18 protein-coding genes are annotated in these 19,409 nt (G+C 64.6%); 12 read left to right on the forward strand and 6 right to left on the reverse strand.

Annotated features, from left to right (window positions below; translation table 11 throughout):
* Positions 1-39 precede the first annotated feature (39 nt).
* Genes amaB through AC1DU8_RS02665 form a run of 3 tightly spaced genes read right to left on the reverse strand, consistent with a single transcriptional unit; the run spans position 40 to position 3,817 of the window.
* Positions 40-1,551 carry an L-piperidine-6-carboxylate dehydrogenase gene (gene amaB, locus AC1DU8_RS02655; RefSeq protein WP_477726418.1) on the reverse strand — a complete coding sequence of 504 codons (1,512 nt, stop codon included), beginning with the start codon at positions 1,549-1,551 and terminating at the stop codon, positions 40-42.
* Positions 1,548-2,792 carry an aminotransferase-like domain-containing protein gene (locus AC1DU8_RS02660; RefSeq protein ID WP_457281168.1) on the reverse strand — a complete coding sequence of 415 codons (1,245 nt, stop codon included), beginning with the start codon at positions 2,790-2,792 and terminating at the stop codon, positions 1,548-1,550. The genes amaB and AC1DU8_RS02660 overlap by 4 nt, the downstream gene beginning before the upstream one ends.
* Positions 2,789-3,817 (reverse strand): DUF1338 domain-containing protein, encoded by a 1,029-nt coding sequence (locus tag AC1DU8_RS02665; protein ID WP_457281167.1) that lies wholly within the window; start codon positions 3,815-3,817, stop codon positions 2,789-2,791. Before AC1DU8_RS02665 ends, AC1DU8_RS02660 begins: the two co-directional genes overlap by 4 nt.
* An 81-nt stretch (positions 3,818-3,898) precedes the next feature.
* On the opposite strand from AC1DU8_RS02665, the gene AC1DU8_RS02670 reads away from it, so the two are divergent.
* On the forward strand, positions 3,899-4,813 hold the full coding sequence (locus AC1DU8_RS02670; RefSeq protein WP_457281166.1) for a LysR family transcriptional regulator: 915 nt from the start codon (positions 3,899-3,901) through the stop codon (positions 4,811-4,813).
* An 11-nt stretch (positions 4,814-4,824) separates the two neighbouring features.
* Here the strand turns inward: AC1DU8_RS02670 and AC1DU8_RS02675 are convergent, their stop codons facing one another.
* Both AC1DU8_RS02675 and AC1DU8_RS02680 read right to left on the reverse strand, forming a co-directional pair.
* The gene (locus tag AC1DU8_RS02675) at positions 4,825-5,103 is read right to left on the reverse strand and encodes a hypothetical protein (RefSeq protein ID WP_457281165.1); all 279 of its coding nucleotides are present in this window, start codon (positions 5,101-5,103) and stop codon (positions 4,825-4,827) included.
* Positions 5,104-5,153: 50 nt separating this feature from the next.
* Positions 5,154-5,975 carry an IclR family transcriptional regulator gene (locus AC1DU8_RS02680; RefSeq protein WP_457281164.1) on the reverse strand — a complete coding sequence of 274 codons (822 nt, stop codon included), beginning with the start codon at positions 5,973-5,975 and terminating at the stop codon, positions 5,154-5,156.
* A 208-nt stretch (positions 5,976-6,183) separates the two neighbouring features.
* Here AC1DU8_RS02680 and AC1DU8_RS02685 point away from each other — a divergent pair, with 208 nt between their 5' ends.
* From AC1DU8_RS02685 to AC1DU8_RS02715, 7 genes are all read left to right on the forward strand, one after another.
* The gene (locus AC1DU8_RS02685) at positions 6,184-7,254 is read left to right on the forward strand and encodes an ABC transporter ATP-binding protein (RefSeq protein ID WP_477726419.1); all 1,071 of its coding nucleotides are present in this window, start codon (positions 6,184-6,186) and stop codon (positions 7,252-7,254) included.
* A complete protein-coding gene (locus AC1DU8_RS02690) occupies positions 7,251-8,141 on the forward strand; it encodes an ABC transporter permease (protein WP_477726420.1) in 891 nt (296 codons plus the stop codon). The genes AC1DU8_RS02685 and AC1DU8_RS02690 overlap by 4 nt, the downstream gene beginning before the upstream one ends.
* Before the next feature lie 114 nt (positions 8,142-8,255).
* A complete protein-coding gene (locus AC1DU8_RS02695; protein WP_477695862.1) occupies positions 8,256-9,050 on the forward strand; it encodes an ABC transporter permease in 795 nt (264 codons plus the stop codon).
* On the forward strand, positions 9,047-9,379 hold the full coding sequence (locus tag AC1DU8_RS02700) for a (2Fe-2S)-binding protein (protein ID WP_477726421.1): 333 nt from the start codon (positions 9,047-9,049) through the stop codon (positions 9,377-9,379). Before AC1DU8_RS02695 ends, AC1DU8_RS02700 begins: the two co-directional genes overlap by 4 nt.
* Positions 9,376-10,758 (forward strand): FAD/NAD(P)-dependent oxidoreductase, encoded by a 1,383-nt coding sequence (locus AC1DU8_RS02705; protein WP_477726422.1) that lies wholly within the window; start codon positions 9,376-9,378, stop codon positions 10,756-10,758. The genes AC1DU8_RS02700 and AC1DU8_RS02705 overlap by 4 nt, the downstream gene beginning before the upstream one ends.
* Positions 10,758-11,912 (forward strand): NAD(P)/FAD-dependent oxidoreductase, encoded by a 1,155-nt coding sequence (locus AC1DU8_RS02710; RefSeq protein ID WP_477726423.1) that lies wholly within the window; start codon positions 10,758-10,760, stop codon positions 11,910-11,912. Before AC1DU8_RS02705 ends, AC1DU8_RS02710 begins: the two co-directional genes overlap by 1 nt.
* A gap of 64 nt (positions 11,913-11,976) precedes the next feature.
* Positions 11,977-13,044, forward strand: coding sequence for an ABC transporter substrate-binding protein (locus AC1DU8_RS02715; protein WP_477726424.1), 1,068 nt, complete (start codon positions 11,977-11,979; stop codon positions 13,042-13,044).
* Between the two features lie 134 nt (positions 13,045-13,178).
* Here AC1DU8_RS02715 and AC1DU8_RS02720 read toward each other — a convergent pair whose 3' ends face one another.
* Positions 13,179-15,425 carry a heavy metal translocating P-type ATPase gene (locus tag AC1DU8_RS02720; RefSeq protein WP_477702134.1) on the reverse strand — a complete coding sequence of 749 codons (2,247 nt, stop codon included), beginning with the start codon at positions 15,423-15,425 and terminating at the stop codon, positions 13,179-13,181.
* Positions 15,426-15,517: 92 nt separating this feature from the next.
* On the opposite strand from AC1DU8_RS02720, the gene cadR reads away from it, so the two are divergent.
* The 4 genes from cadR to AC1DU8_RS02740 all read left to right on the forward strand — a co-directional run bounded on the left by cadR (position 15,518) and on the right by AC1DU8_RS02740 (position 19,388).
* Entirely contained in the window at positions 15,518-16,051 is a 534-nt protein-coding gene (gene cadR, locus AC1DU8_RS02725; protein ID WP_477689647.1) for a Cd(II)/Pb(II)-responsive transcriptional regulator, read from the forward strand.
* Positions 16,052-16,123: 72 nt separating this feature from the next.
* Entirely contained in the window at positions 16,124-16,852 is a 729-nt protein-coding gene (locus tag AC1DU8_RS02730) for a TetR/AcrR family transcriptional regulator (protein WP_477689648.1), read from the forward strand.
* Positions 16,849-17,733 carry an SDR family oxidoreductase gene (locus tag AC1DU8_RS02735; protein ID WP_477689649.1) on the forward strand — a complete coding sequence of 295 codons (885 nt, stop codon included), beginning with the start codon at positions 16,849-16,851 and terminating at the stop codon, positions 17,731-17,733. Before AC1DU8_RS02730 ends, AC1DU8_RS02735 begins: the two co-directional genes overlap by 4 nt.
* Entirely contained in the window at positions 17,730-19,388 is a 1,659-nt protein-coding gene (locus tag AC1DU8_RS02740) for an acyl-CoA carboxylase subunit beta (protein ID WP_477689650.1), read from the forward strand. The genes AC1DU8_RS02735 and AC1DU8_RS02740 overlap by 4 nt, the downstream gene beginning before the upstream one ends.
* The last annotated feature ends 21 nt before the right edge of the window (positions 19,389-19,409 follow it).

Here is a 19,409-nt window from a genome sequence, read left to right on the forward strand (position 1 = left end):
CCTTCCCCCGCTGGGGGAAAGAGAGGGGACTCGCGACTTTTAGATATCGAACCGGATCCCTTGTGCCAAAGGCAGGCTGCTGCCGTAGTTGACCGTGTTGGTCGCGCGGCGCATATAGGCCTTCCACGAATCGGAGCCCGACTCGCGTCCACCGCCGGTTTCTTTCTCACCACCAAAGGCACCACCGATTTCCGCACCGCTGGTGCCGATATTGACGTTGGCAATGCCGCAGTCGGAACCGCGCGCTGAGGTGAACTGTTCGGCTTCCCGCAAGTCCTGCGTGAAGACGGCCGACGACAGGCCGTGCGCCACGGCGTTGTTCAGTGCGATGGCTTCGTCAAAATTGTCGTAGGGAACCACATACAAAATCGGCGCGAAGGTCTCGTGCAGCATGGGGCCGGCCTGCTCCTTCAGTTCCACGATGGCGGGGCGCACATAGTGGGCTGATCCGTCGCCCGGTTGGCGCTCGCCGAAATGCACCGTGGCGCCCAGCTTCTTCGCTTCGCCCAGGGCCAACTGCATGACGTCAAATGCGCGGCCATCGATCAAGGGGCCGACCAGCGTGCCGTCTTTGAGCGGGTTGCCGATGGGAAGGCGTTCAAAGACGGCCACCAGGCGTTTGACCAGCTCCGGGTAGATCGAGCGGTGAACGATCAGGCGGCGCAGGCTGGTGCAGCGCTGGCCTGCGGTGCCCGCTGCGGCAAAAGCCGCGCCGCGCACCACCAGTTCCAGGTTGGCCGACGGGCAGACGATGGCGGCGTTGTTGCCGCCCAGCTCCAGCAGCGAGCGCTTGAAAAGACCTGCGCAGGTAATCGCCACGTTCTTGCCCATGGCGGTGGAGCCGGTGGCGCTCACCAGCTTCACATGCGGGTGCTTGACCAGCACCTCGCCGGTGGCGCGCTCGCCGATCAGCAGCTCGCTCAGTCCTTCGGTGGCCAGGCCGAGGTCTTTCGCCGTTTGCAGCAGGAGGCCGTTGAGGGCGATGGCCGACAGCGGTGTTTTCTCTGACGGCTTCCAGGCCAGCGTGTTGCCGCATACCAGCGCCAGCGCGGCGTTCCAGGCAAACACCGCCATCGGGAAGTTGAAGGCCGAGATGATGCCGACCACGCCCACGGGGTGCCAGGTTTCCAGCAGCTTGTGGTCGGGCCGCTCGCTGGCAATCGTGAGGCCGTAGAGCTGGCGCGAAAGGCCCACGGCGAACTCGCAGATGTCGATGACTTCCTGCACCTCGCCCAGGCCTTCCTGCAAAATCTTGCCGGTCTCCAGCGAGATCAGCCGGCCCAGCTCGGTCTTGTGGCGGCGCACGGTTTCGCCAAAAGCGCGCACCAGTCCACCGCGTTTGGGTGCGGGCACATTGCGCCAGGCTATGAAACGCTGGTGTGCGCCGTTCAGTGCGCTGTCGACTTCGTTGGCGCTGTGGATGGCTACGCGCGCCAGGAGGCTGCCGTCGATAGGGGTGACCACTTCGATGGCCGCGGACGCCTTGCTGCCGAGGTCGGCGTTGACGCCCAGGGTTTTAAAGAGGGATGAAACGTCGCTGGAGTGACTCATGCGGAAGTCCTTTCGTGGGTTGTCCTGAAATCGGAAGCTGTGTGGGTGGCGAGGCTTTGCAGCCCGCGGCCCAGGCGCTCGGCGCCTTGCTGCAGCGCGGCCTGTGATGGGTTGGCAAAACTCAAACGCAACCAGGGTTGTGCGGCGTTGCTGATGCTGAAGGCGGCGCCTGGTACTACCAGCACTCGATGCCGAAGCCCGAAGTCCACCCAATCTTTTGTCGGCAACAGGGGCAAGTCCCTGCGCAGTCGTGCCCAGACAAACATGCCGCCTTGCGGCGCATCGAATTCGAGCAACCCGCCGGCATGCGCGCGCAAGGCGTTGGCCAGCGTGGCGCCTTTGGCCGCGTAGGCTGTGCGCAGCGAGGCCAGGTGCGACGCGAGGCGGTAGGAGCCCAGCATGGTCGCCAGCGTGAGCTGCTCCAGCGAACCGCTGTGCACGTCGGCCGCCTGCTTGGCCAGCACCACCGCGCGCAGAATGTCCGCCGGTGCGAGGAGCACACCCAGGCGAAGGGCAGGGGCCACCACTTTGGAGTAGCTGGTCATGTAGGCGACCTGCGCGGGCGAGCCGGCCTGCTGGTTGAGTTGTGCGAGCGGAGGTGGCGGCGCCTCGCCAAACCACAACTCACCATACGGGTCGTCTTCCATCAAGGTCACGCCGTATTGCGCGGCCAGTTCGAGCAGGCGCACGCGCCGCGCCAGCGGCATCACGGCGCCGGTCGGGTTGGCAAAGTTGGGCACCACATACAGCACGCGCGGGCGTTCGGCCTGCAGAATGGATTCGAGCCGGTCGATATCCATGCCCTGTGCGTCGGTTGGGACTTCAATCAGCCGCGCGCCCGCAAAACGAAAAGCCTGCAGTGCCGCAGGATAGTTAAACGACTCGACCGCGATGCCTTCGCCCGGTTCGATGAGTACGCGGGCCAACAAATCGATGGCCTGCTGCGAACCGGTGGTAATGAGCAACTCGCTCGCCTTGGCCGCCAGTCCGCGGTGTGTGAGCAGGGCCGCGCTGGCTTCACGCAGCTCGGGCAGGCCTTCGGTAGCGCCGTACTGCAGGTTGCGGCCTTGCAGTTTGCCGGTCACGTCCTGCAGCGATTCACGCAGCCAGTCGGCAGGCAGCAGGGCCGGATCGGGGTGCCCGCCGGCCAGCGAAATCATGCCCTCCTGGCCGGCCAGTGCCAGCATGGCGCGTATCGGTGAGCCGCTGGCCTGCGCGTACAGCGCACGCACAGCGCTCATGCGCGTGCAGCCGTCATGCCGAAAATGCCGGTGGCGTTGCCGGCGTCAAAGGCCAGGTCCAGCCGCGGCGCCTGCACGGGGTCGTTTGCTGCGATGGGTATCAGTGCATCACGTGTGATGAATTCATAGAAGGATCCCGGCACGTCGCGCGTGACGCGGCCCTGCGCGGTGATGAACTCGCGCTGCACCGTGGCCGCACGGAAGGCCGTCTGCCGCACACGCCCGCTGGCCGACACCTCGACCTTGTCCTTGATGGGCCGGCCCAGCGCGCGCTGGCGTTCGGCCACCGCGTCCACGTCACTTACACGGTCGGTGGCATGGTTGAAGGCATTGCCTTCGGTGGCAATCCACGCCATCTCGGCGGATTCGGCCAGCAGCAATTCATAGTCGTCCATGCCAAACACGCCGTGCTGGCGGTCAAAGCATTGCAGCAGCTGTGGCAGCAAGCGCAGTGCCAGTGCCAGGGGCAGCATGCCATCGCGTGTGAGCTGCTCCAGGTCGGCCACGTCCTGCGGGCCCAGTGGATCGCGCGAGGTCGACAGCACGCGTGTCACGGCCGACTGGAAGGGCGTGGAGAACTGCTCGGGGTGCAGTTCAGACACAAAAAACTGCGCGATGTCCTCAGGAAAATCGCGGTGGCTGTAGGCGCGGCCGGTCATCTTCAGGCGCGGCAGCGGGTAGGTGCCCTGCAGTTCAAAACCCAGCGGGCGCAGCACGCGGGTGAAGGCCGCTTCGCCCGCGGGCAGGGCGCCGCTGGCCCAGCGCACGGTACGCAGCGCGCCGTGGTCAAACACCACCTGGCGCTTTTGCGCCACCACGTCGCTGGCGATATAGTCCTGCCCGGCCGGCACACGCTGCACCAGGCCGTGAAACAGCGCCATGTTCAGCGCCTGGGCCAACTCGGCCCGGGTGACGATGCCCGAAGCGGCTTGCTGTAGCGACGGGTGAACGTACATCTGTTCATGGATATTTTTGACGGCTTCGGCTGGCAGGCAGCAGGCGAGGAGCTTCTTAAGATGGGTCATATCAGTCGTGTAATTGGCAGGTGAAAGCCGGATTTTCGGCAGTTTCAGCGCCACGCACAAAGGATGTATTTCGATGGAGCCATGAGATATATTCATGCGATGCGCCGAAAAATCCCATCCACCCAGGCCCTGCTGGCCTTTGAAGCGGCGGCCCATCGCGGCAGCTTTACGCTGGCGGCACAAGACCTCTCGGTGAGCCAGAGCGCGGTCAGCCACCAGATTCTGGGCCTCGAGCAGGATCTGGACGTGAGCCTTTTCCTGCGCCTGCCTCGCCAGCTGGAACTGACGGACGCCGGCCGCTCGTTGCTGGCGCGTGTCAGCCCCGCGCTGGATTCACTCGAGGCCGCCATGCTGGACCTGGTGTCCTCCAAAGGCGAGGGCGGCACGCTGGAGCTGGGCGTGGTGCCCACCTTTGCCACCAAGTGGCTGATCCCGCGCATGCCGTCTTTTTTGAAAGCGCACCCGCATGTGACGCTGAACCTGGCCACGCGCCTGCAGCCTTTTGATTTTTCACTGACGGGGCTGGACGCTGCCATCCATTACGGCCGGCCCGACTGGCCCGGTACCGAGTCTGAATACCTGATGGGTGAAGACAGCGTGGTGGTGTGCAGCCCGGCGCTCATGAAAAAGCGGCAACTGCGCCGCCCCGCCGATGTTCTGAAGTTCACCCTCATCCACCAGAGCACGCGCCCGCATGCCTGGCGCGACTGGTTCCAGCTGGCCGGCATTGACGACGCGCAAGGCGCAGGCACGGGCCCCAAATACGAACTCTTTTCCATGATCGCGCAGGCAGTGAAGGCCGGGCTGGGGCTGGCGGTGCTGCCGCGCTTTCTGGTGGCCGACGACATCGCCGACGGCACGCTGGCTGTGCCCTTTGATCTTTCGCTGAGCTCTGACTTTGCCTACTACCTGGTCTGGCCTTCACAGAAAACCAGTTGGCGGCCGTTGGTGCAGCTGCGCGGCTGGTTGCGCGAGCAGGCGATTTCTTTGCCTTGATCCCGCGTGCCTCAGTCGACGCTTTTTCCTGAGTTCCATAGCTGTACAAGGCCCAGAGCCAGCATGAGCGTCCCCAGTGCCATCCAGATGCCGATAATTCCGCGCGGCCCCATCACTTCGAAGGCCCAGATCTTTGTCCAGGCCCACTTGCCGGTAAAGGGCGGAACGGAAGGCGTGAGCCATTCCATCCAGGCCAGGCAAAACGAAATCGCTGCGATTCCCAGTTTTGCAATGGCGCGCTCTTTGACCGAAAAGCCCGCGCGTTGCTTCTTGGCGAGTTCGTTGTCCATGGGGCTCCTTCTTTTAAGCCTGGCAGAAAAATTGTCGTTGTGTGAGTGTCTCAGGTGCTGTCCGCTGGAGCCAGGCTCTGCGCCGGCCGCCGCAGCGTGCTGTCAAACGGATTGATCTGCGCACTGATGGCCGTGGCTTCGCGCTTGAGCAGCTCCACCACCGTGGGCAGGCGATCGGGGCTCAGGCGTGACGAGATCGTGCCCACGCTGAGCGCGGCGACGGCGCGGCCTTCGCGGTCCAGCACCGGCACACCGACGCCGGCCATGCCGTCGAGCAGGTTGGTGTTGCGCCCGGCGTAGCCAAGCTCGCGCACGCGCTCAATCTCGGTGCGCAGATACACCTCGTCGTACACACCGAACTCGCGCACACGCGGCAGGTTGTAGCGGATCACTTCTTCACGCTCTGTCTCGGGCAAGAAAGCCAGGATGGCCAGACCGCCCTGGCCCATGCCCAGCGCCACGCGACCGCCGATGTCGCCGGTGAAAGAGCGGATGGGAAACGGGCCTTCGCTGCGATCCAGGCAGACGGCGTCAAAGCCGCTGCGCACCAGCAAAAAGATGGTGTCACCCAGGCTGGCGCACAGCCGCAGCATTGAAGGCCGGCACAGGCTGCGCAGGTCCATGGTGTTACCTGCCTGCGCGGCCAGTGCAAAAAAATCAATGCTCAGGCGATACAGCTTTGAGCCTGTTTCCTGCTCCACCACACGCTCGGCCACCAGGCTTTGCAGGATGCGGTGCGTGGTGGCCTGCGTGAGACCCGTGGCTTTGGCGATGTGTGTGATGCGCCCACCCTTGGCCTGCGTGGCCGCCAGTGCCCGGATGATGGAAAAGGCGCGCTGCACGCTGCTGGAGCTATTGTCTTCATCTTTCATGGCGTCTCCTTTGGCGGAATCAGTATGGCATTAAGTGTATATAAATTCCATTAAACGGAATAAATCAAATAAAGATATCTCTATACGGAATAACCTATTGACGATTTTTTATAGGATGCCATAGCATGAAGTCATCAGGGTGTCATCGTTTTGCACGTCGTTTGTCTGTGCGGCGCTGGTCATTCCCTTTGTTGCAGAGGTGCTCCCCATGTCTTTTTTGACCCTGGCGAATGTGAACAAGTCTTACGGCGCTACCCGCGCCGTGGCCGACATGAACCTGTCGGTGGAAAAGGGCGAATTCGTCTCGCTGCTCGGTCCTTCGGGCTGCGGCAAGACCACCACCTTGCAGATGATTGCGGGCTTTTGTGAGGTGACGTCGGGTCAGGTCACGCTGGACGGCCGCGACATCACCCACGCCAAACCCAATTCGCGCGGCCTGGGCATCGTGTTCCAGAGCTATGCGCTCTTCCCCCACATGAGCGTGTATGACAACGTCAGTTTCGGCCTGGAGATGCGCCGTGTGCCCAAAGAAGAACGTGCCGAGCGCGTGAAAGCCGCGCTGGCTCTGGTGCATCTTGAGGCGCACGCCACACGCTACCCGCGTGAGCTGTCGGGCGGCCAGCGCCAGCGCGTGGCCCTGGCGCGTGCGTTGGTCATTTCGCCGCCGGTGCTGCTGCTGGATGAGCCGCTGTCCAATCTCGACGCCAAGTTGCGTGAAGAGATGCAGTTTGAGCTGCGGCAGATCCAGCGCAAGGTCGGCACCACCACCGTGATGGTCACGCACGACCAGACCGAGGCGATGTCTATCAGCGACCGCGTGGTGGTGATGGAAGCCGGCCGCGTGACGCAGATCGACGAACCGCACCGGCTGTATGAACATCCGCAGACCCGTTTTATCTCCAGTTTTGTCGGCAAGGCCAATTTGCTGGAAGGCCGTGTGATGGCCACCGGCCCCTGGGCCACGGTGAATGTAGGCGGCAATGTGCCGCTGGAAGTCGAGGCGCCCGGTGTGTCAGAGGGCGATGCCGTGGTGCTGAGCCTGCGTCCCGAAAAAATCCGCCTGGTGCCTGAAGCCCAGGGTCGCATTGGCGGCACGGTACACGAGCGTTTCTTCCTCGGTAGCCAGTGGCTCTACCAGGTGTCGACCGCCGCCGGCCAGCTTGCGGTGGTCTGCCCCAACGACGGCACGGCGCCTGCCGAAGAGGGCTCCAACGTCGGCCTGGACTGGACCGCCCAGCAGGTGCGCTTGCTGCCCGGCACGCAAGGGGTGCCGGCATGAGCAGCACGGCCGTGGCCGCACCGATGACGTCAGTTCGGGCGAGTGTATCGCGCACGCCCTGGCTGCTGTCGGCGCCGGCCTTCACGCTGTTTGCCTGTCTGTTGCTGGTGCCGCTGGCACTCACGGCGGTGCTGTCTTTCCAGGTGTTTGACCACGCCACCGGCGTGAAGAACAGCTTCACGCTGGCGCACTACGCCGCCGTGCTGACGGACGACTACTACCATGGCATCTTCTGGCGCACCCTGTGGATATCAGCGCTCACCACGCTGATCTGCATCGTTGTCGGTGCACCTGAAGCCTATGTGCTCAGCCGCATGCGCAGCCCCTGGCGTTCTATTTTGTTGCTGGTGGTGCTGGCGCCGCTGCTGGTGTCGGTGGTGGTGCGGGCGTTTGGGTGGAGCATGCTGCTCGGCCCCGAGGGTGTGGTCAACCAAGCCATGCGCGCTGTGGGGTTGCCGTCCATGCGCATCCTCTACACCGAAGCGGCCGTGGTCATTGCGCTGGTGCACGTCATGCTGCCCTTCATGGTGATCCCGGTCTGGACCTCGCTGCAAAAGCTGGACCCGGGCGTGGAAGACGCAGCGCTGTCGCTGCAGGCTTCGCACTTCACCACCTTGCGCCGCATCATCTTTCCGCAGGTGCTGCCGGGCATTCTCTCGGGCAGCCTGATCGTGTTCGGCCTCTCCGCCAGCGCCTTCGCCATCCCGGGCCTGCTGGGCGGGCGGCGTTTGAAGATGGTGGCGACGGTGGTGTATGACGAGTACCTGCACGAGCTCAACTGGCCGCTGGGTGCGGCCATCGCGCTCACGCTGCTGCTGGCCAACCTGGCCATCATGCTGAGCTACAACCGCGTCCTTGAGCGCTCTTATAAAAAGTCTTTGGGGTAATTTCATGCCTACTTCAGCCCGATACGTCGTTGCCCCGCCTTGCCGTGCTACAGCACTGTCTGCGGCGGTGCGCCTAGTCTCGAACTGAATTAGACATGGAATAGAAAGTCAAGCATGTCCAAAAACGGTCCCCTCGCGCTGCTCTTCAACGCGCTCGTCATCACCTTCATGCTGGCGCCGCTGGTCATTGTGTGCGTGGTGGCCTTCACGCCCGGCAACACGCTGGCCATTCCGACCACGGAGTTTTCATTGCGCTGGTTCCGCGCGGTGTTTGCGCACTCCGATTTTGTGCAGTCCTTCAAGAACAGCCTCTGGCTGGCGTCGATATCTGCGACGCTGGCTACGCTGCTGGCTGTACCGGCCGGGCTGGCGATTGCCCGCCATACCTTCCCAGGCCGTGATTTTCTCAATGGCCTGTTTCTTTCGCCGCTGATCATTCCACATCTGGTGTTGGGTGTGGCCTTGCTGCGCACCTTCTCGCTGATCGGCGCGACCGGCAGCTTTTTCTGGCTGGCGCTGGCGCACGTGGTCATCATCACGCCCTATGTGCTGCGGCTGGTGCTGGCTTCGGTTGAAGGCAGCGACCGCAGCGCTGAGCAGGCGGCCCTCTCGCTGGGTGCGAGCCAGGCGACGGTGTTTGTTCGCGTGACGCTGCCGATGATCCTGCCTGGCGTTACCGGCGGCTGGCTGCTCGCTTTTATCAACAGCTTTGATGAGGTGACCATGTCGATCTTTGTCACTGCGCCCTCCACCGTGACCTTGCCGGTGCGGATGTACATGTATGCGACCGAGTCGATAGACCCCTTGATGGCGGCCGTCTCGGCCCTCATGGTGGCGCTCACGGCTGTGGCCATGCTGGTGCTGGACCGCATCTACGGCCTCGACAAGATCCTGGTCGGACACAAATGAAATCAACCATTGAAATTGCCGGGGTGAGCCACAAGCCTGCAGCCCTGCTTCACCGCCTGGCCGAAGGCAACCGCAAACCGGTGAACTTTGTGCTCAATGGGCAAGCCCTGAAGGCCCTGGCCGGCGACACCGTGCTGACGGCGGTGCTGACGCACAGCGCGCAGTTGCGCTTCAGCGAATTCAGCGGCGAGCCGCGCGCCGGCTTTTGCCTGATGGGCGCCTGCCAGGACTGCTGGGTCGCGACCGAATCGGGCCGGCGCCTGCGTGCCTGCAGCACCTTCATCGAAGAAGGCATGCGGCTGGTGACTGGCGCGGAGGGACCGGTATGAGCACGCAGGCGGTGATTGTGGGCGCCGGCCCGGCAGGCGTGCGCGCTGCCGAGGCGCTGGTGGCGCACGGCCTGCGTCCCGTGGTGGTGGACGAAGCGCCGCGCTGGGGCGGGCAGATCTACCGCCAGCCGCCCGCGGGTTTCTCGCGGCCCAAAGAGGCTCTTTATGGTTTTGAAGCCGGGCGCGCCGACGCGGTACATGAGGCCATGGCCGGCATCCTGGACAAGGTCGATTACCGCCCCGACACCCTGGTCTGGAGCGCTGAAGGCGGCAAGCTCGACTTGCTTCATCACGGGCTGATGAGCACGCTGCGCTACAGCCACCTCATTGTTGCCACCGGCGCGGCGGACCGTGTCCTGCCTTTTCCCGGCTGGACTTTGCCCGGCGTCTACACGCTGGGCGCCGCGCAGGTGGCCCTGAAATTCCAGGGTTGCGCGATCGGTTCGCGCGTGGTGTTTGCAGGCACGGGGCCGCTGCTGTATTTGATTGCTTACCAGTACGCCAGGGCCGGCGCCAAAGTTGCGGCGGTACTTGATACGGCCAGTTTTGCAGGCAAGGCTGCCGCCGTGCCCGCCATGCTGCGCCAGCCGGCGCTGTTGGCCAAGGGCCTTTATTACCTGGGCTGGTTGCGCATGCATGGTATCGCGGTGCACCAGGGCGTGGAACTGGTGCGCGCCACAGGCGACGAACGCGTGCAGGCGATGCACTGGCGCAAGGGCGGCCGCGCGCACGAGATCGCCTGCGACGGCGTGGGTTTTGGCTACGCGCTGCGGCCCGAAACGCAACTGGCCGATTTGCTGGGCTGCCGTTTTCGCTATGACCGCCTGCAGCGCGGCGCATTGCCCGAGCGCGACGCCATGGGCCGCTCCGGCGTGGCAGGTGTTTACCTGGCCGGCGATGGTGCCGGCATCATGGGCGCTGATGCCGCGGAATGGGCTGGCGAGCGTGCCGCGCTGGCGCTACTGGCGGACACCGGGCACAGGATCGATGTGGCGCGCGCGGCCTCGCTCGAAAACCAGCTTTCGCGTACGGCGGCCTTCCGGGAAGGACTGGAGCGGGCCTTTCCATTTCCCGCTGGTTGGGCTGCAGCCGCCCCTGATGAACTGGTGGTCTGCCGCTGTGAAGAAATCACCGCGGGCGAGTTGCGCCAGTGCGTGGCCGACACCGGCGCACGCGAGATGAACCGCCTCAAGGCGCTGACGCGGGTGGGCATGGGGCGCTGCCAGGGGCGTACCTGCGGCGTGGCCGCGGCGGAAATCCTCGCGCAGGCCTGCGCTGCGCAGCCTGATGCCGTGGGCCGGCTGCGCGGACAGGCGCCCATCAAGCCGCTGCCGTTTTCAGCCATGGCCGCCCAGGCGATGAAGCAGGAGGGCGTGTAATGGAACGCGTCACGGCCGACGTTGCCATTGTGGGCGGCGGCATCATGGGCTCGTCGGCGGCGCTGTTTCTGCGTCGCATGGGCATTTCGGTCGTGCTGCTGGAGCGCGACCTCTGCGGCTCCCGTTCCAGCGGCGTGAACTACGGCGGCGTGCGCCGCCAGGGTCGGCCGATCAGTCAGCTGCCGCTTTCGCAGCGCGCGCAGGGCTTGTGGGCGCAATTGCCGGAACTGATCGGCATCGACGGCGAATACCTCCCTTCGGGTCACCTCAAGATCGCGCGCAGCGAAGCCGACATGGTCTCGCTCGAAAGCTACCGCGAGCGCACGTTGGGCTTCGGCATGGATTTGCAGATGCTCTCCATGCGTGCCCTGCGCGAACGCTGCCCGTGGCTGGGAAGAGCTGCCATAGGTGCGTCGCTGTGCCCTGGTGACGGGCAGGCCAACCCGCGCCTCGTGTCGCCGGCTTTTGCAATGGCCGCGCGCAAGCTCGGCGCCGACGTACGCGAACAGACCCGCGTGGACGAAGTGGCGCGCGACGGAGCGATGTTTGTACTGCGCTCGGGCGATGCGCTGGAGGTTCGCGCCAGACACCTGCTCAATTGCGCAGGCGCCTGGGCAGGCGCCCTCGCGGCGCAGTTCGGTGAGCCCGTGCCCATGGAGGCAGGCCATCCCGAGATGTCGGTGACCGAACCGCTGCCCGCATTCATGAACCTCAGCCTTGGCGTGGAGGGCGGCGGTGTCTATGCCCGCCAGGTGGCGCGCGGCAACTGCGTCATCGGCGGCGGCCGGGGCTACGCGCTGGACGACCAGCGTGCCCGCGCACAGCGCAGCGGCCTGGCCGGCCTGATGCAGCAAACCGTCGAGCTGCTGCCGGCGCTGAAACACGCGCACATCATTCGCACCTGGAGCGGCACCGAAGGCTACCTGCCCGACCGCCAGCCGGTAATAGGCCCAAGTGCGACCACACCAGGCCTGATTCATGCATTCGGATTCGCCGGCGGCGGCTTCCAGCTGGGCCCGGGCGTGGGTGCGGTGCTGGCCGACCTGGTGCAAAGCGGCGAGAGTGCCACGCCTATCGACGCTTTTTCGATTGAACGCTTTTCCGCAAACCCGCGTGCGACAACCGCCGGGCCCGTTTCTTCCTCCGTTGTCTAGTCCTCTTTCACAGTCCTCCTCGATTTCACTGCCTTCACTTCACCAACGCCACCAGGAGCTTTCCATGAACATCTCCCTACGATTCCTGACCGCCCGCGCTACAGCGGTGTCGCTTGCTGTTGCTGCCGCCGGCCTGGCCGGCGGAAACGCCATGGCCCAGACCAAGACGCTGTACATCGGCATGAACGGCGGCACCATGGAAAAAACCTACACCGAGAACGTCTTCGGCGCGTTCGAGAAGGCCAACAACGTCAAGGTCGTGGTCGTGCCCGGCACCTCGTCAGATATCCTGGCCAAGGCGCAGGCCAACAAGGACAACCCGCAGATGCACGTGATGTTCCTGGACGACGGCATCATGTACCGCGCTATCGGCATGGGCCTGTGCGAGAAGATGCAGGCCACCCCTGCGTTGAATGACCTGTTTCCCACGGCGCGCTTCAAGGGCGACATGGCCGCCGGCGTCAACATCGGCATGACCGGCATTGCCTACAACAAGAAGATGTTCGCCGAAAAAGGCTGGACACCGCCCACCTCGTGGATGGACATGGCCAACCCGAAGTACAAGGGCAAGGTGGTGTTCCAGTCGCTGTCGTCGTCGACCTTCGGCCTGCACGGCTTCCTGCTGTTCAACCGTATCCAGGGCGGCAATGACAAGAACGTGGAGCCCGGCTTCAAGGCCTGGCCCACCACCATAGGACCCAATGTGCTCGAGTACATCCCGAGCTCGGCCAAGCTGGCTGAAATGGTGCAGACCGGCGAGGCCGCGATGTTCCCCCTCACGCCCACCGCCGTCGGCGTGCTCAAGGAAAAAGGCCTGCCGGTGGAATATGTGCAGCCCAAGGAAGGCTCGGCCGTGCTGACGGTCGGTGAATGCGTGATTGCGAAGAACAGTGAACCCGCGCTGGCCCACAAGCTTGCCCAGTACCTGCTGTCGCCTGAGGCGCAGGCTGCGGCGCTGGAGTTTGGCGACCAGATCCCGTCCAACCCCAAAACCAAGGCCAGTGGCAAGGCTGCCGCGCTTGTGACCCAGATGAACACCTACATGAAGACGGCGACTACGGTGGATTGGGATGCCATCAACGAGAACCGCCCAGCCTGGAATGCGCGCTGGAACAAGACAGTCGAGCGCTGATCATCCATTGCCAGCGCCTTTCGCAGGCGCATGCAAAAACCCGAAGCAGGCTTCCTGAGTCACTTCGGGTTTTGTACTTTTAGGTCCTCGGGTCAATAGGGATGTGCGCGAGAAGCTACTAAATCTATAGCAATTTAATTGTGCCGGCCGCGCAGCAAACGCAAGCCATTGCCCACCACCAGCAGGCTGGCGCCCATGTCGGCAAACACCGCCATCCACATCGTCGCCGTGCCGAAAACGGCCAGGAGCAGGAAGATGCCTTTGATGCCCAGTGCCAGGCTGATGTTCTGCCACAGGATGGCGTGCGTGCGTTTTGACAGCCGCACCGTTTCGGCCACCCGCTCCAGGTTGTCGTTCATGATCACCACGTCGGCCGCTTCCATGGCTGTGTCGGCGCCGGCGCCGCCCATGGCGAAGCCGATGTCGGCCTGCGCCAGCGCCGGTGCGTCGTTGATGCCATCGCCCGTCATGCCGGTGGCGCCGTAGTGCCGCTGCATTTCGCGAATGGCGTCGAGCTTGGCCTCGGGCAGCAGGTCGCCGCGGGCGTCGTCGATGCCGGCCTGGCTTGCGATGGCGCGCGCCGTGGCGGCGTTGTCACCGGTCAGCATCACGGGCGTGACGCCCAGCGCCTTCAGGTCGGCAATCGCCTGCCGGGACGTTGGCTTGATGGTGTCGGCCACTGCGAACAGGGCCAGCACGCGCGTGCCGTCGGCCAGCAGTGTCACCGTGCGGCCTTGCTGTTCATGCCGGGCGAGTTCAGTTTCCAGCTCCACGCCGCACAAGCCCAGCTCATGGATAAGGCGGTGATTGCCCAACACGAGGCGCTGGCCCTGGGCCGTTCCCTCAACGCCCCGGCCCGGCAGGGCCTTGAAGGCTTGCACGTCGGCGGCTTCGGTGTTCAGGCCCGCTGCAATCGCTTTGGAAACCGGATGATCAGATCGTGAGGCCATGCCGGCGGCCAGCTGTGCGGCCACCGCTGCGTCTGCATTGCCCCAGGTACGCCAATCCACCAACTGGGGCTTGCCCTCCGTGATGGTGCCGGTCTTGTCGAGCGCAATGGCTTTGAGCAGGCGCGCCTGCTCGAGGTAGGTGCCGCCCTTGATCAGGATGCCCCGGCGCGCGGCGGCCGAGAGCCCGCTCACCACCGTGACGGGCGTGGAAATCACCAGGGCGCAGGGGCAGGCGATTACCAGCAGCACCAGCGCCTTGTAGATCGACTCCTGCCAGCTCAGGCCCGCCAGCAGCGGCATCAACACGGCGACCGCAACGGCGATGGCGAACACGGCCGGCGTGTAGACGGCGGCAAAGCGGTCGACAAAACGTTGCGTGGGCGCACGGCTGCCCTGGGCTTGCTCGACAGCGTGGATGATGCGTGCCAGCGTGGTGTTGCCGGCCGCCGCCGTGACGCGGATCTCGATCTCACCGGTTTCGTTGACGGTGCCCGCAAAGACGCTGTCGCCGGGCTCCTTGTCGACCGGAATGCTTTCGCCGGTGATGGGCGCCTGGTTGACCGCGCTGCTGCCCTGGGTCACCAGGCCGTCCAGCGGTATGCGCTCGCCGGGGCGTATGCGCACCAGGGCCTGCAGCGGCACGGCGGCCACCGGCGTGTTGGCCCACGCGCCGTCTTCGCCCTGCATCAAGGCCTGTTCTGGCGCCATGTCCAGCAGGCCCTTGATGGCATTGCGCGCGCGGTCCACGGCTTTGGCTTCGATCAGCTCGGCAATGGCATAGAGCGCCATCACCATCGCGGCTTCCGGCCACTGCCCGATCAGGAAAGCGCCGGTGACGGCGACCGACATCAGCGCGTTGATGTTGAGCCTGCCGCGCAGCAGGGCGGCCATGCCCTTTTTATAGGTGTCCAGGCCGGCCAGGCCAATAGCCAGCGCCGCCACCGCCATGCCGGCGATTTTCCAGGCCAGCAGCTCGGGCGCGAAAAATGACACAGCCTCGGCGCCCACGGCCAGCAGCAGCGCCGCGGCCAGGCGGGTGGCGCCGCTGCCAAAGCCGCCGTCATGGCTGTGGTCGTGCGCATGCCCCTCATGGTCATGGCCGCCTGTATGCGTGCTGGCACCCTGGGCAGGCTGAGGGTCAAACCCGGCCTTGCGGATCGCGTCCAGGGCAGTCGCACAGGCTTCTTCGCTGGCGTCTATTCGCAGCGTGCGTGCGCCCAGCTGGAAGCCCAGCGACCGGATACCGGCGATCGGCTCCAGCGCGCGCCGGATGTCAGACTCTTCGGCGCTGCAGTCCATGGTGGCGATGCGGAAAATCCGCCCCGCGGCACCCGTGGCATTGGATACAGGTGCGTGTGTGGCGTGGGCGCCGCCACAGCAGTCGCCGGTAGGGGCATCGAGGCCGGAAACAAGGTTTTTTTCAGATTTCATGGCCTAATTGGAAACCCTGTAGCGGCCTTAGAGTCAAGCTGGCTGCTGAAGTGACCCTACAGCGATGTTGGGACGATGTTCAAGGAGTCGCCATGAAAATCGGAGAACTGGCCAAAACCGCGCAGACCCAGACGGAAACCATTCGTTACTACGAACGTGAGGGTCTGTTGCCCGAAGCGGCGCGCACCGACGCCAATTACCGCATCTATGACGAAAGCCATGTGCAGCGCCTGGCCTTCATACGCCACTGCCGGTCGCTGGACATGACGCTGGCGGAAATTCGCGCGCTGCTGAACTTCAAGGACGCGCCGGCCGGCAGCTGCGACGACGTCAACAGCCTGCTGGACGAGCACATCAGCCACGTCGCCACACGCATCCGCGAACTCAAGGCGCTGGAAAAAGACCTCAAGATTTTGCGTGAGCAGTGCGCCAGCGGCCAGGCCGCGGGCGACTGCGGCATCCTCAGCGGCCTGGAAAAAGCTGCACTGCGGCAAAGCCAGAACCGTACCCCCGCCGGGCGCGGCCATGCGCATATCCACGGCGCGCACCCGCAGGTCGGTGTGCCCGCCAAAGAAGAGGGCCGCCAAAAGCCCGCTACCGGCAAGGCGGCTGCCGAGCGCAAGTGACGAAACGCGGCCCGGTATTTTTACAAAGCACTTGCTTGCTAAAAATACAGGGTTTTGCTAAGGTCCGTCCTTATGGACAAACCTGCCGCGCGTTCGCGACCTGCCGCACGCGCTCATACCTCTTCGAAAACCGCAACCGACAGTGCTGAAAAGCGTCCGCGCGGCCGGCCGCGCAAAACCCTGGACGAACGCGACGACGGCAACCGGCGGGTCGAACTCGTCAATGCGGCCGCCAGGTTGTTCCGGAAAAAAGGCTTTGACGCCACCAGCACGCGCGACATCGCGGCGGCCGTCGGCATGCACAGCGGCTCGCCCTTCTATCACTTCAAAAGCAAGGGCGCGCTGCTCCATGCCGTGATGGAAGAGGGCATGCGCTCGGCGATTCAACGCCAGGCTGCGGCCCTGCAGGCGGCGGGGCTCTCTACCGCTGAGGCGCCAGCGCTGCTGCGCGTGCTGATCCGCAACCACTTTGACGTGCTGCTGGGCCCCGGCAGCGACTTCATCCCTGTGATGCTTTACGAGTCGCGTTCCATCACAGCCCGGCAGCGCAACCTGCTGGCAAAGCTGCAGGGCGACTACGAAGCCGTGTGGGAGCCGGTGCTGGAGGCGCTAGCCACCGCAGGGCAACTCAAGGGGCCGGTGAAGCTGTCGCGCCTTTTGATTTTTGGCGCACTCAACTGGTCGGTGCAGTGGTTTGACGCCAAGAAAGATGCATCGCTGGATGATCTGGCGGATGCGGCCATGGCGCTGTTCATTGGCGAAAAGACTCCGAAATCCCCGGCAAGAAAGGTCCGCGCATGAGCTACCAATCCGTGTTCCAGCCCGGCCTTTTTTCCGGCCAGGTCATTGTTGTCACCGGCGGCGGCTCCGGCATTGGCCGCTGTATCGCGCATGAACTCGCCGCGCTGGGCGCGCATGTGGTGCTGATAGGCAGGAATATCGAGAAACTCCACAGCGTGGCCGGCGAAATCGTGGCGCAGGGCGGTCGCGTGAGTTTTCACCCCTGCGACATCCGCCAGGAAGAGGCCGTCAAGACCACCATCACCGCCATCGTGGTGGCGCAGGGCCGTATCGATGGGCTCGTCAACAACGCGGGTGGCCAGTACATCACGCCGCTGGAATCCATCAGCGCCAAGGGCTGGGAGGCTGTGATCAACACCAACCTGACAGGCGGATTTTTGATGGCGCGGGAATGCTATTTGCAGGCAATGCAAGGCAAAGGGGGCAGCATCGTCAACATCGTGGCCGACATGTGGGGTTCCATGCCCAGCATGGGCCACAGCGGCGCGGCGCGCGCCGGCATGGTGAGCTTCACCGAAACCGCGGCGGCCGAATGGGCCCATAGCGGCGTGCGGGTGAACGCGGTGGCACCCGGCTACATCGCCTCCAGCGGCATGGACCACTACCCGCCCGAGGCCGGCCCCATGCTGCGCGAGATGCGCCACACGGTGCCACTGGGCCGCTTCGGCACCGAAAGCGAAACCTCGGCGGCCGTCGTCTTCCTGCTCAGCAAGGCCGCCAACTTCGTCAGTGGCAGCACCTTGCGCGTCGACGGCGCCAGGCCCCAGATGCGCATGGGCTGGCCCATGCGGCGGCCCGATGCTGAAGCGCTGCAGCGTGAGGCGATCACGCCCTTCGACGGCTTTCACCTGGCAGAAACCCCCAAGGTCTTCCAGTCATGACGCTGTTCCAGTCTGCGTGGAATGCGCAATCGCCACAAGCCTCGCAGTGGCGTGAGGCGATGCTGTCGCGCATCGCCGCACTGCGCGCACTGGAAGAGCGCAGCGCCGCCGCCTCCGCCAAATCACGGCCCGCCTTTGAAAAGCGCGGCCAGTTGCTGCCGCGTGAGCGTGTGGCTTTGCTGCTGGATGCGGGGGCGCCCTGGCTGGGCCTGTGTTCCCTCGCGGGTTACCTGCAGGACAACAAGGACGCGGCCCAGTCGGTGCCGGGCGGCGGCGTGGTGGCCGGCATCGGCTTTGTGAGCGGTGTGCGCTGCATGGTGGTGGCCAGTGACTCGGGCATAGAAGCCGGCGCCGTCCAGGCCATGGGGCTGGAAAAGATCCTGCGCGTGCAGGAGATCGCGCTGCAAAACAAGCTGCCCTTTATCCACCTGGTGGAAAGCGCGGGCGCCAACCTCATGCGCTACCGGGTCGAAGGCTTTGTGCACGGCGGTAGCCTCTTTCGCAACCTGGCGCGCCTGTCGGCGGCGGGCATTCCCGTGATCACCGTGCAGCACGGTTCGGGCACGGCGGGGGGCGCCTACATGCCGGGCCTGAGCGACGTGGTCATCATGGTGCGCAAGCGTTCCCGCGCTTTCCTTGCCGGCCCGCCGCTGCTGATGGCCGCCACCGGCGAGGTGGCGACCGAAGAAGAACTGGGTGGCGCTGAAATGCACACCGGCGTGTCAGGCCTGGGCGAACAACTGGCCGACGACGATCGCCACGCGCTGGGACTGGCCAGAGAAGTTGTGGCCCGGACTTCATGGTCAAATCGGGCTGAAACCAAAGCAGAACGAGCGCAAGCAGCTACCAATTTAATAGCAAACAAGGATTCCCCTTGCGAACCTGTTTACCCGCCTGACGAGCTGCTGGGCCTGCTCCCCAGCGACCTGCGCCAGCCGCTGGACATGCACGAGGTAATCGCCCGGCTGGTGGACGGTTCCGATTTTCTGCCTTTCAAAGCGCTCTACGGTGCGGCCACGGTGTGCGTGCAGGCATCGATTGACGGCCGTGCCGTCGGCATCATCAGCAACAACGGCCCGATTGATGTGGCCGGCGCCAACAAGGCCACGCACTTCATCCAGCTGATGTGCCAGCTGGGCCACCCCATCGTCTATTTGCAAAACACCACCGGCTATATGGTGGGCAAGGAGAGCGAGCAGGCCGGCATGATCAAGCACGGCTCCAAGATGATCCAGGCGGTGACCAATGCCACGGTGCCGCAAATCACCATCCAGTGCGGCGCTTCATTTGGCGCGGGCAACTACGGCATGTGCGGCCGCGGCTACGCGCCGCGCTTTCTCTTCACCTGGCCCGGTGCCAAAACGGCGGTGATGGGCGGCGAACAGGCCGCGCGCACCATGCAGATCGTGGGTGAGGCGGCCCTGGCACGCAAGGGCCTTGTACCGGACCCGGCCCAGTCGCAAGCCCAGTACGACAAGATCGTCGCCATGTTCGAGGCGCAGGCCGATGTGTTCTGCACCTCGGGCCTGATGCTGGACGACGGTGTCATCGACCCGCGCGACACACGCGCGGTGCTGGCGCAGTGCCTGGCAATGTGCGCCGAGGCCGATGCGCGGCAGCTCAGGCCCATGCAGTTTGGCGTGGCGCGCATGTAGCACTTCAGTCAAAAAAGAACC

This window comes from Polaromonas sp. P3_A5, assembly GCF_056403055.1.

Coding starts and splice junctions, on each gene's coding strand:
- AC1DU8_RS02680 (WP_457281164.1), bottom strand. CDS start 5,975: ATGAAAGATGAAGACAATAGCTCCAGCAGCGTGCAGCGCGCCTTTTCC.
- AC1DU8_RS02705 (WP_477726422.1), top strand. CDS start 9,376: ATGAGCACGCAGGCGGTGATTGTGGGCGCCGGCCCGGCAGGCGTGCGC.
- AC1DU8_RS02700 (WP_477726421.1), top strand. CDS start 9,047: ATGAAATCAACCATTGAAATTGCCGGGGTGAGCCACAAGCCTGCAGCC.
- AC1DU8_RS02690 (WP_477726420.1), top strand. CDS start 7,251: ATGAGCAGCACGGCCGTGGCCGCACCGATGACGTCAGTTCGGGCGAGT.
- AC1DU8_RS02660 (WP_457281168.1), bottom strand. CDS start 2,792: ATGAGCGCTGTGCGTGCGCTGTACGCGCAGGCCAGCGGCTCACCGATA.
- AC1DU8_RS02715 (WP_477726424.1), top strand. CDS start 11,977: ATGAACATCTCCCTACGATTCCTGACCGCCCGCGCTACAGCGGTGTCG.
- AC1DU8_RS02675 (WP_457281165.1), bottom strand. CDS start 5,103: ATGGACAACGAACTCGCCAAGAAGCAACGCGCGGGCTTTTCGGTCAAA.
- amaB (WP_477726418.1), bottom strand. CDS start 1,551: ATGAGTCACTCCAGCGACGTTTCATCCCTCTTTAAAACCCTGGGCGTC.
- AC1DU8_RS02695 (WP_477695862.1), top strand. CDS start 8,256: ATGTCCAAAAACGGTCCCCTCGCGCTGCTCTTCAACGCGCTCGTCATC.
- cadR (WP_477689647.1), top strand. CDS start 15,518: ATGAAAATCGGAGAACTGGCCAAAACCGCGCAGACCCAGACGGAAACC.
- AC1DU8_RS02685 (WP_477726419.1), top strand. CDS start 6,184: ATGTCTTTTTTGACCCTGGCGAATGTGAACAAGTCTTACGGCGCTACC.
- AC1DU8_RS02740 (WP_477689650.1), top strand. CDS start 17,730: ATGACGCTGTTCCAGTCTGCGTGGAATGCGCAATCGCCACAAGCCTCG.
- AC1DU8_RS02720 (WP_477702134.1), bottom strand. CDS start 15,425: ATGAAATCTGAAAAAAACCTTGTTTCCGGCCTCGATGCCCCTACCGGC.
- AC1DU8_RS02735 (WP_477689649.1), top strand. CDS start 16,849: ATGAGCTACCAATCCGTGTTCCAGCCCGGCCTTTTTTCCGGCCAGGTC.
- AC1DU8_RS02670 (WP_457281166.1), top strand. CDS start 3,899: ATGAGATATATTCATGCGATGCGCCGAAAAATCCCATCCACCCAGGCC.
- AC1DU8_RS02710 (WP_477726423.1), top strand. CDS start 10,758: ATGGAACGCGTCACGGCCGACGTTGCCATTGTGGGCGGCGGCATCATG.
- AC1DU8_RS02665 (WP_457281167.1), bottom strand. CDS start 3,817: ATGACCCATCTTAAGAAGCTCCTCGCCTGCTGCCTGCCAGCCGAAGCC.
- AC1DU8_RS02730 (WP_477689648.1), top strand. CDS start 16,124: ATGGACAAACCTGCCGCGCGTTCGCGACCTGCCGCACGCGCTCATACC.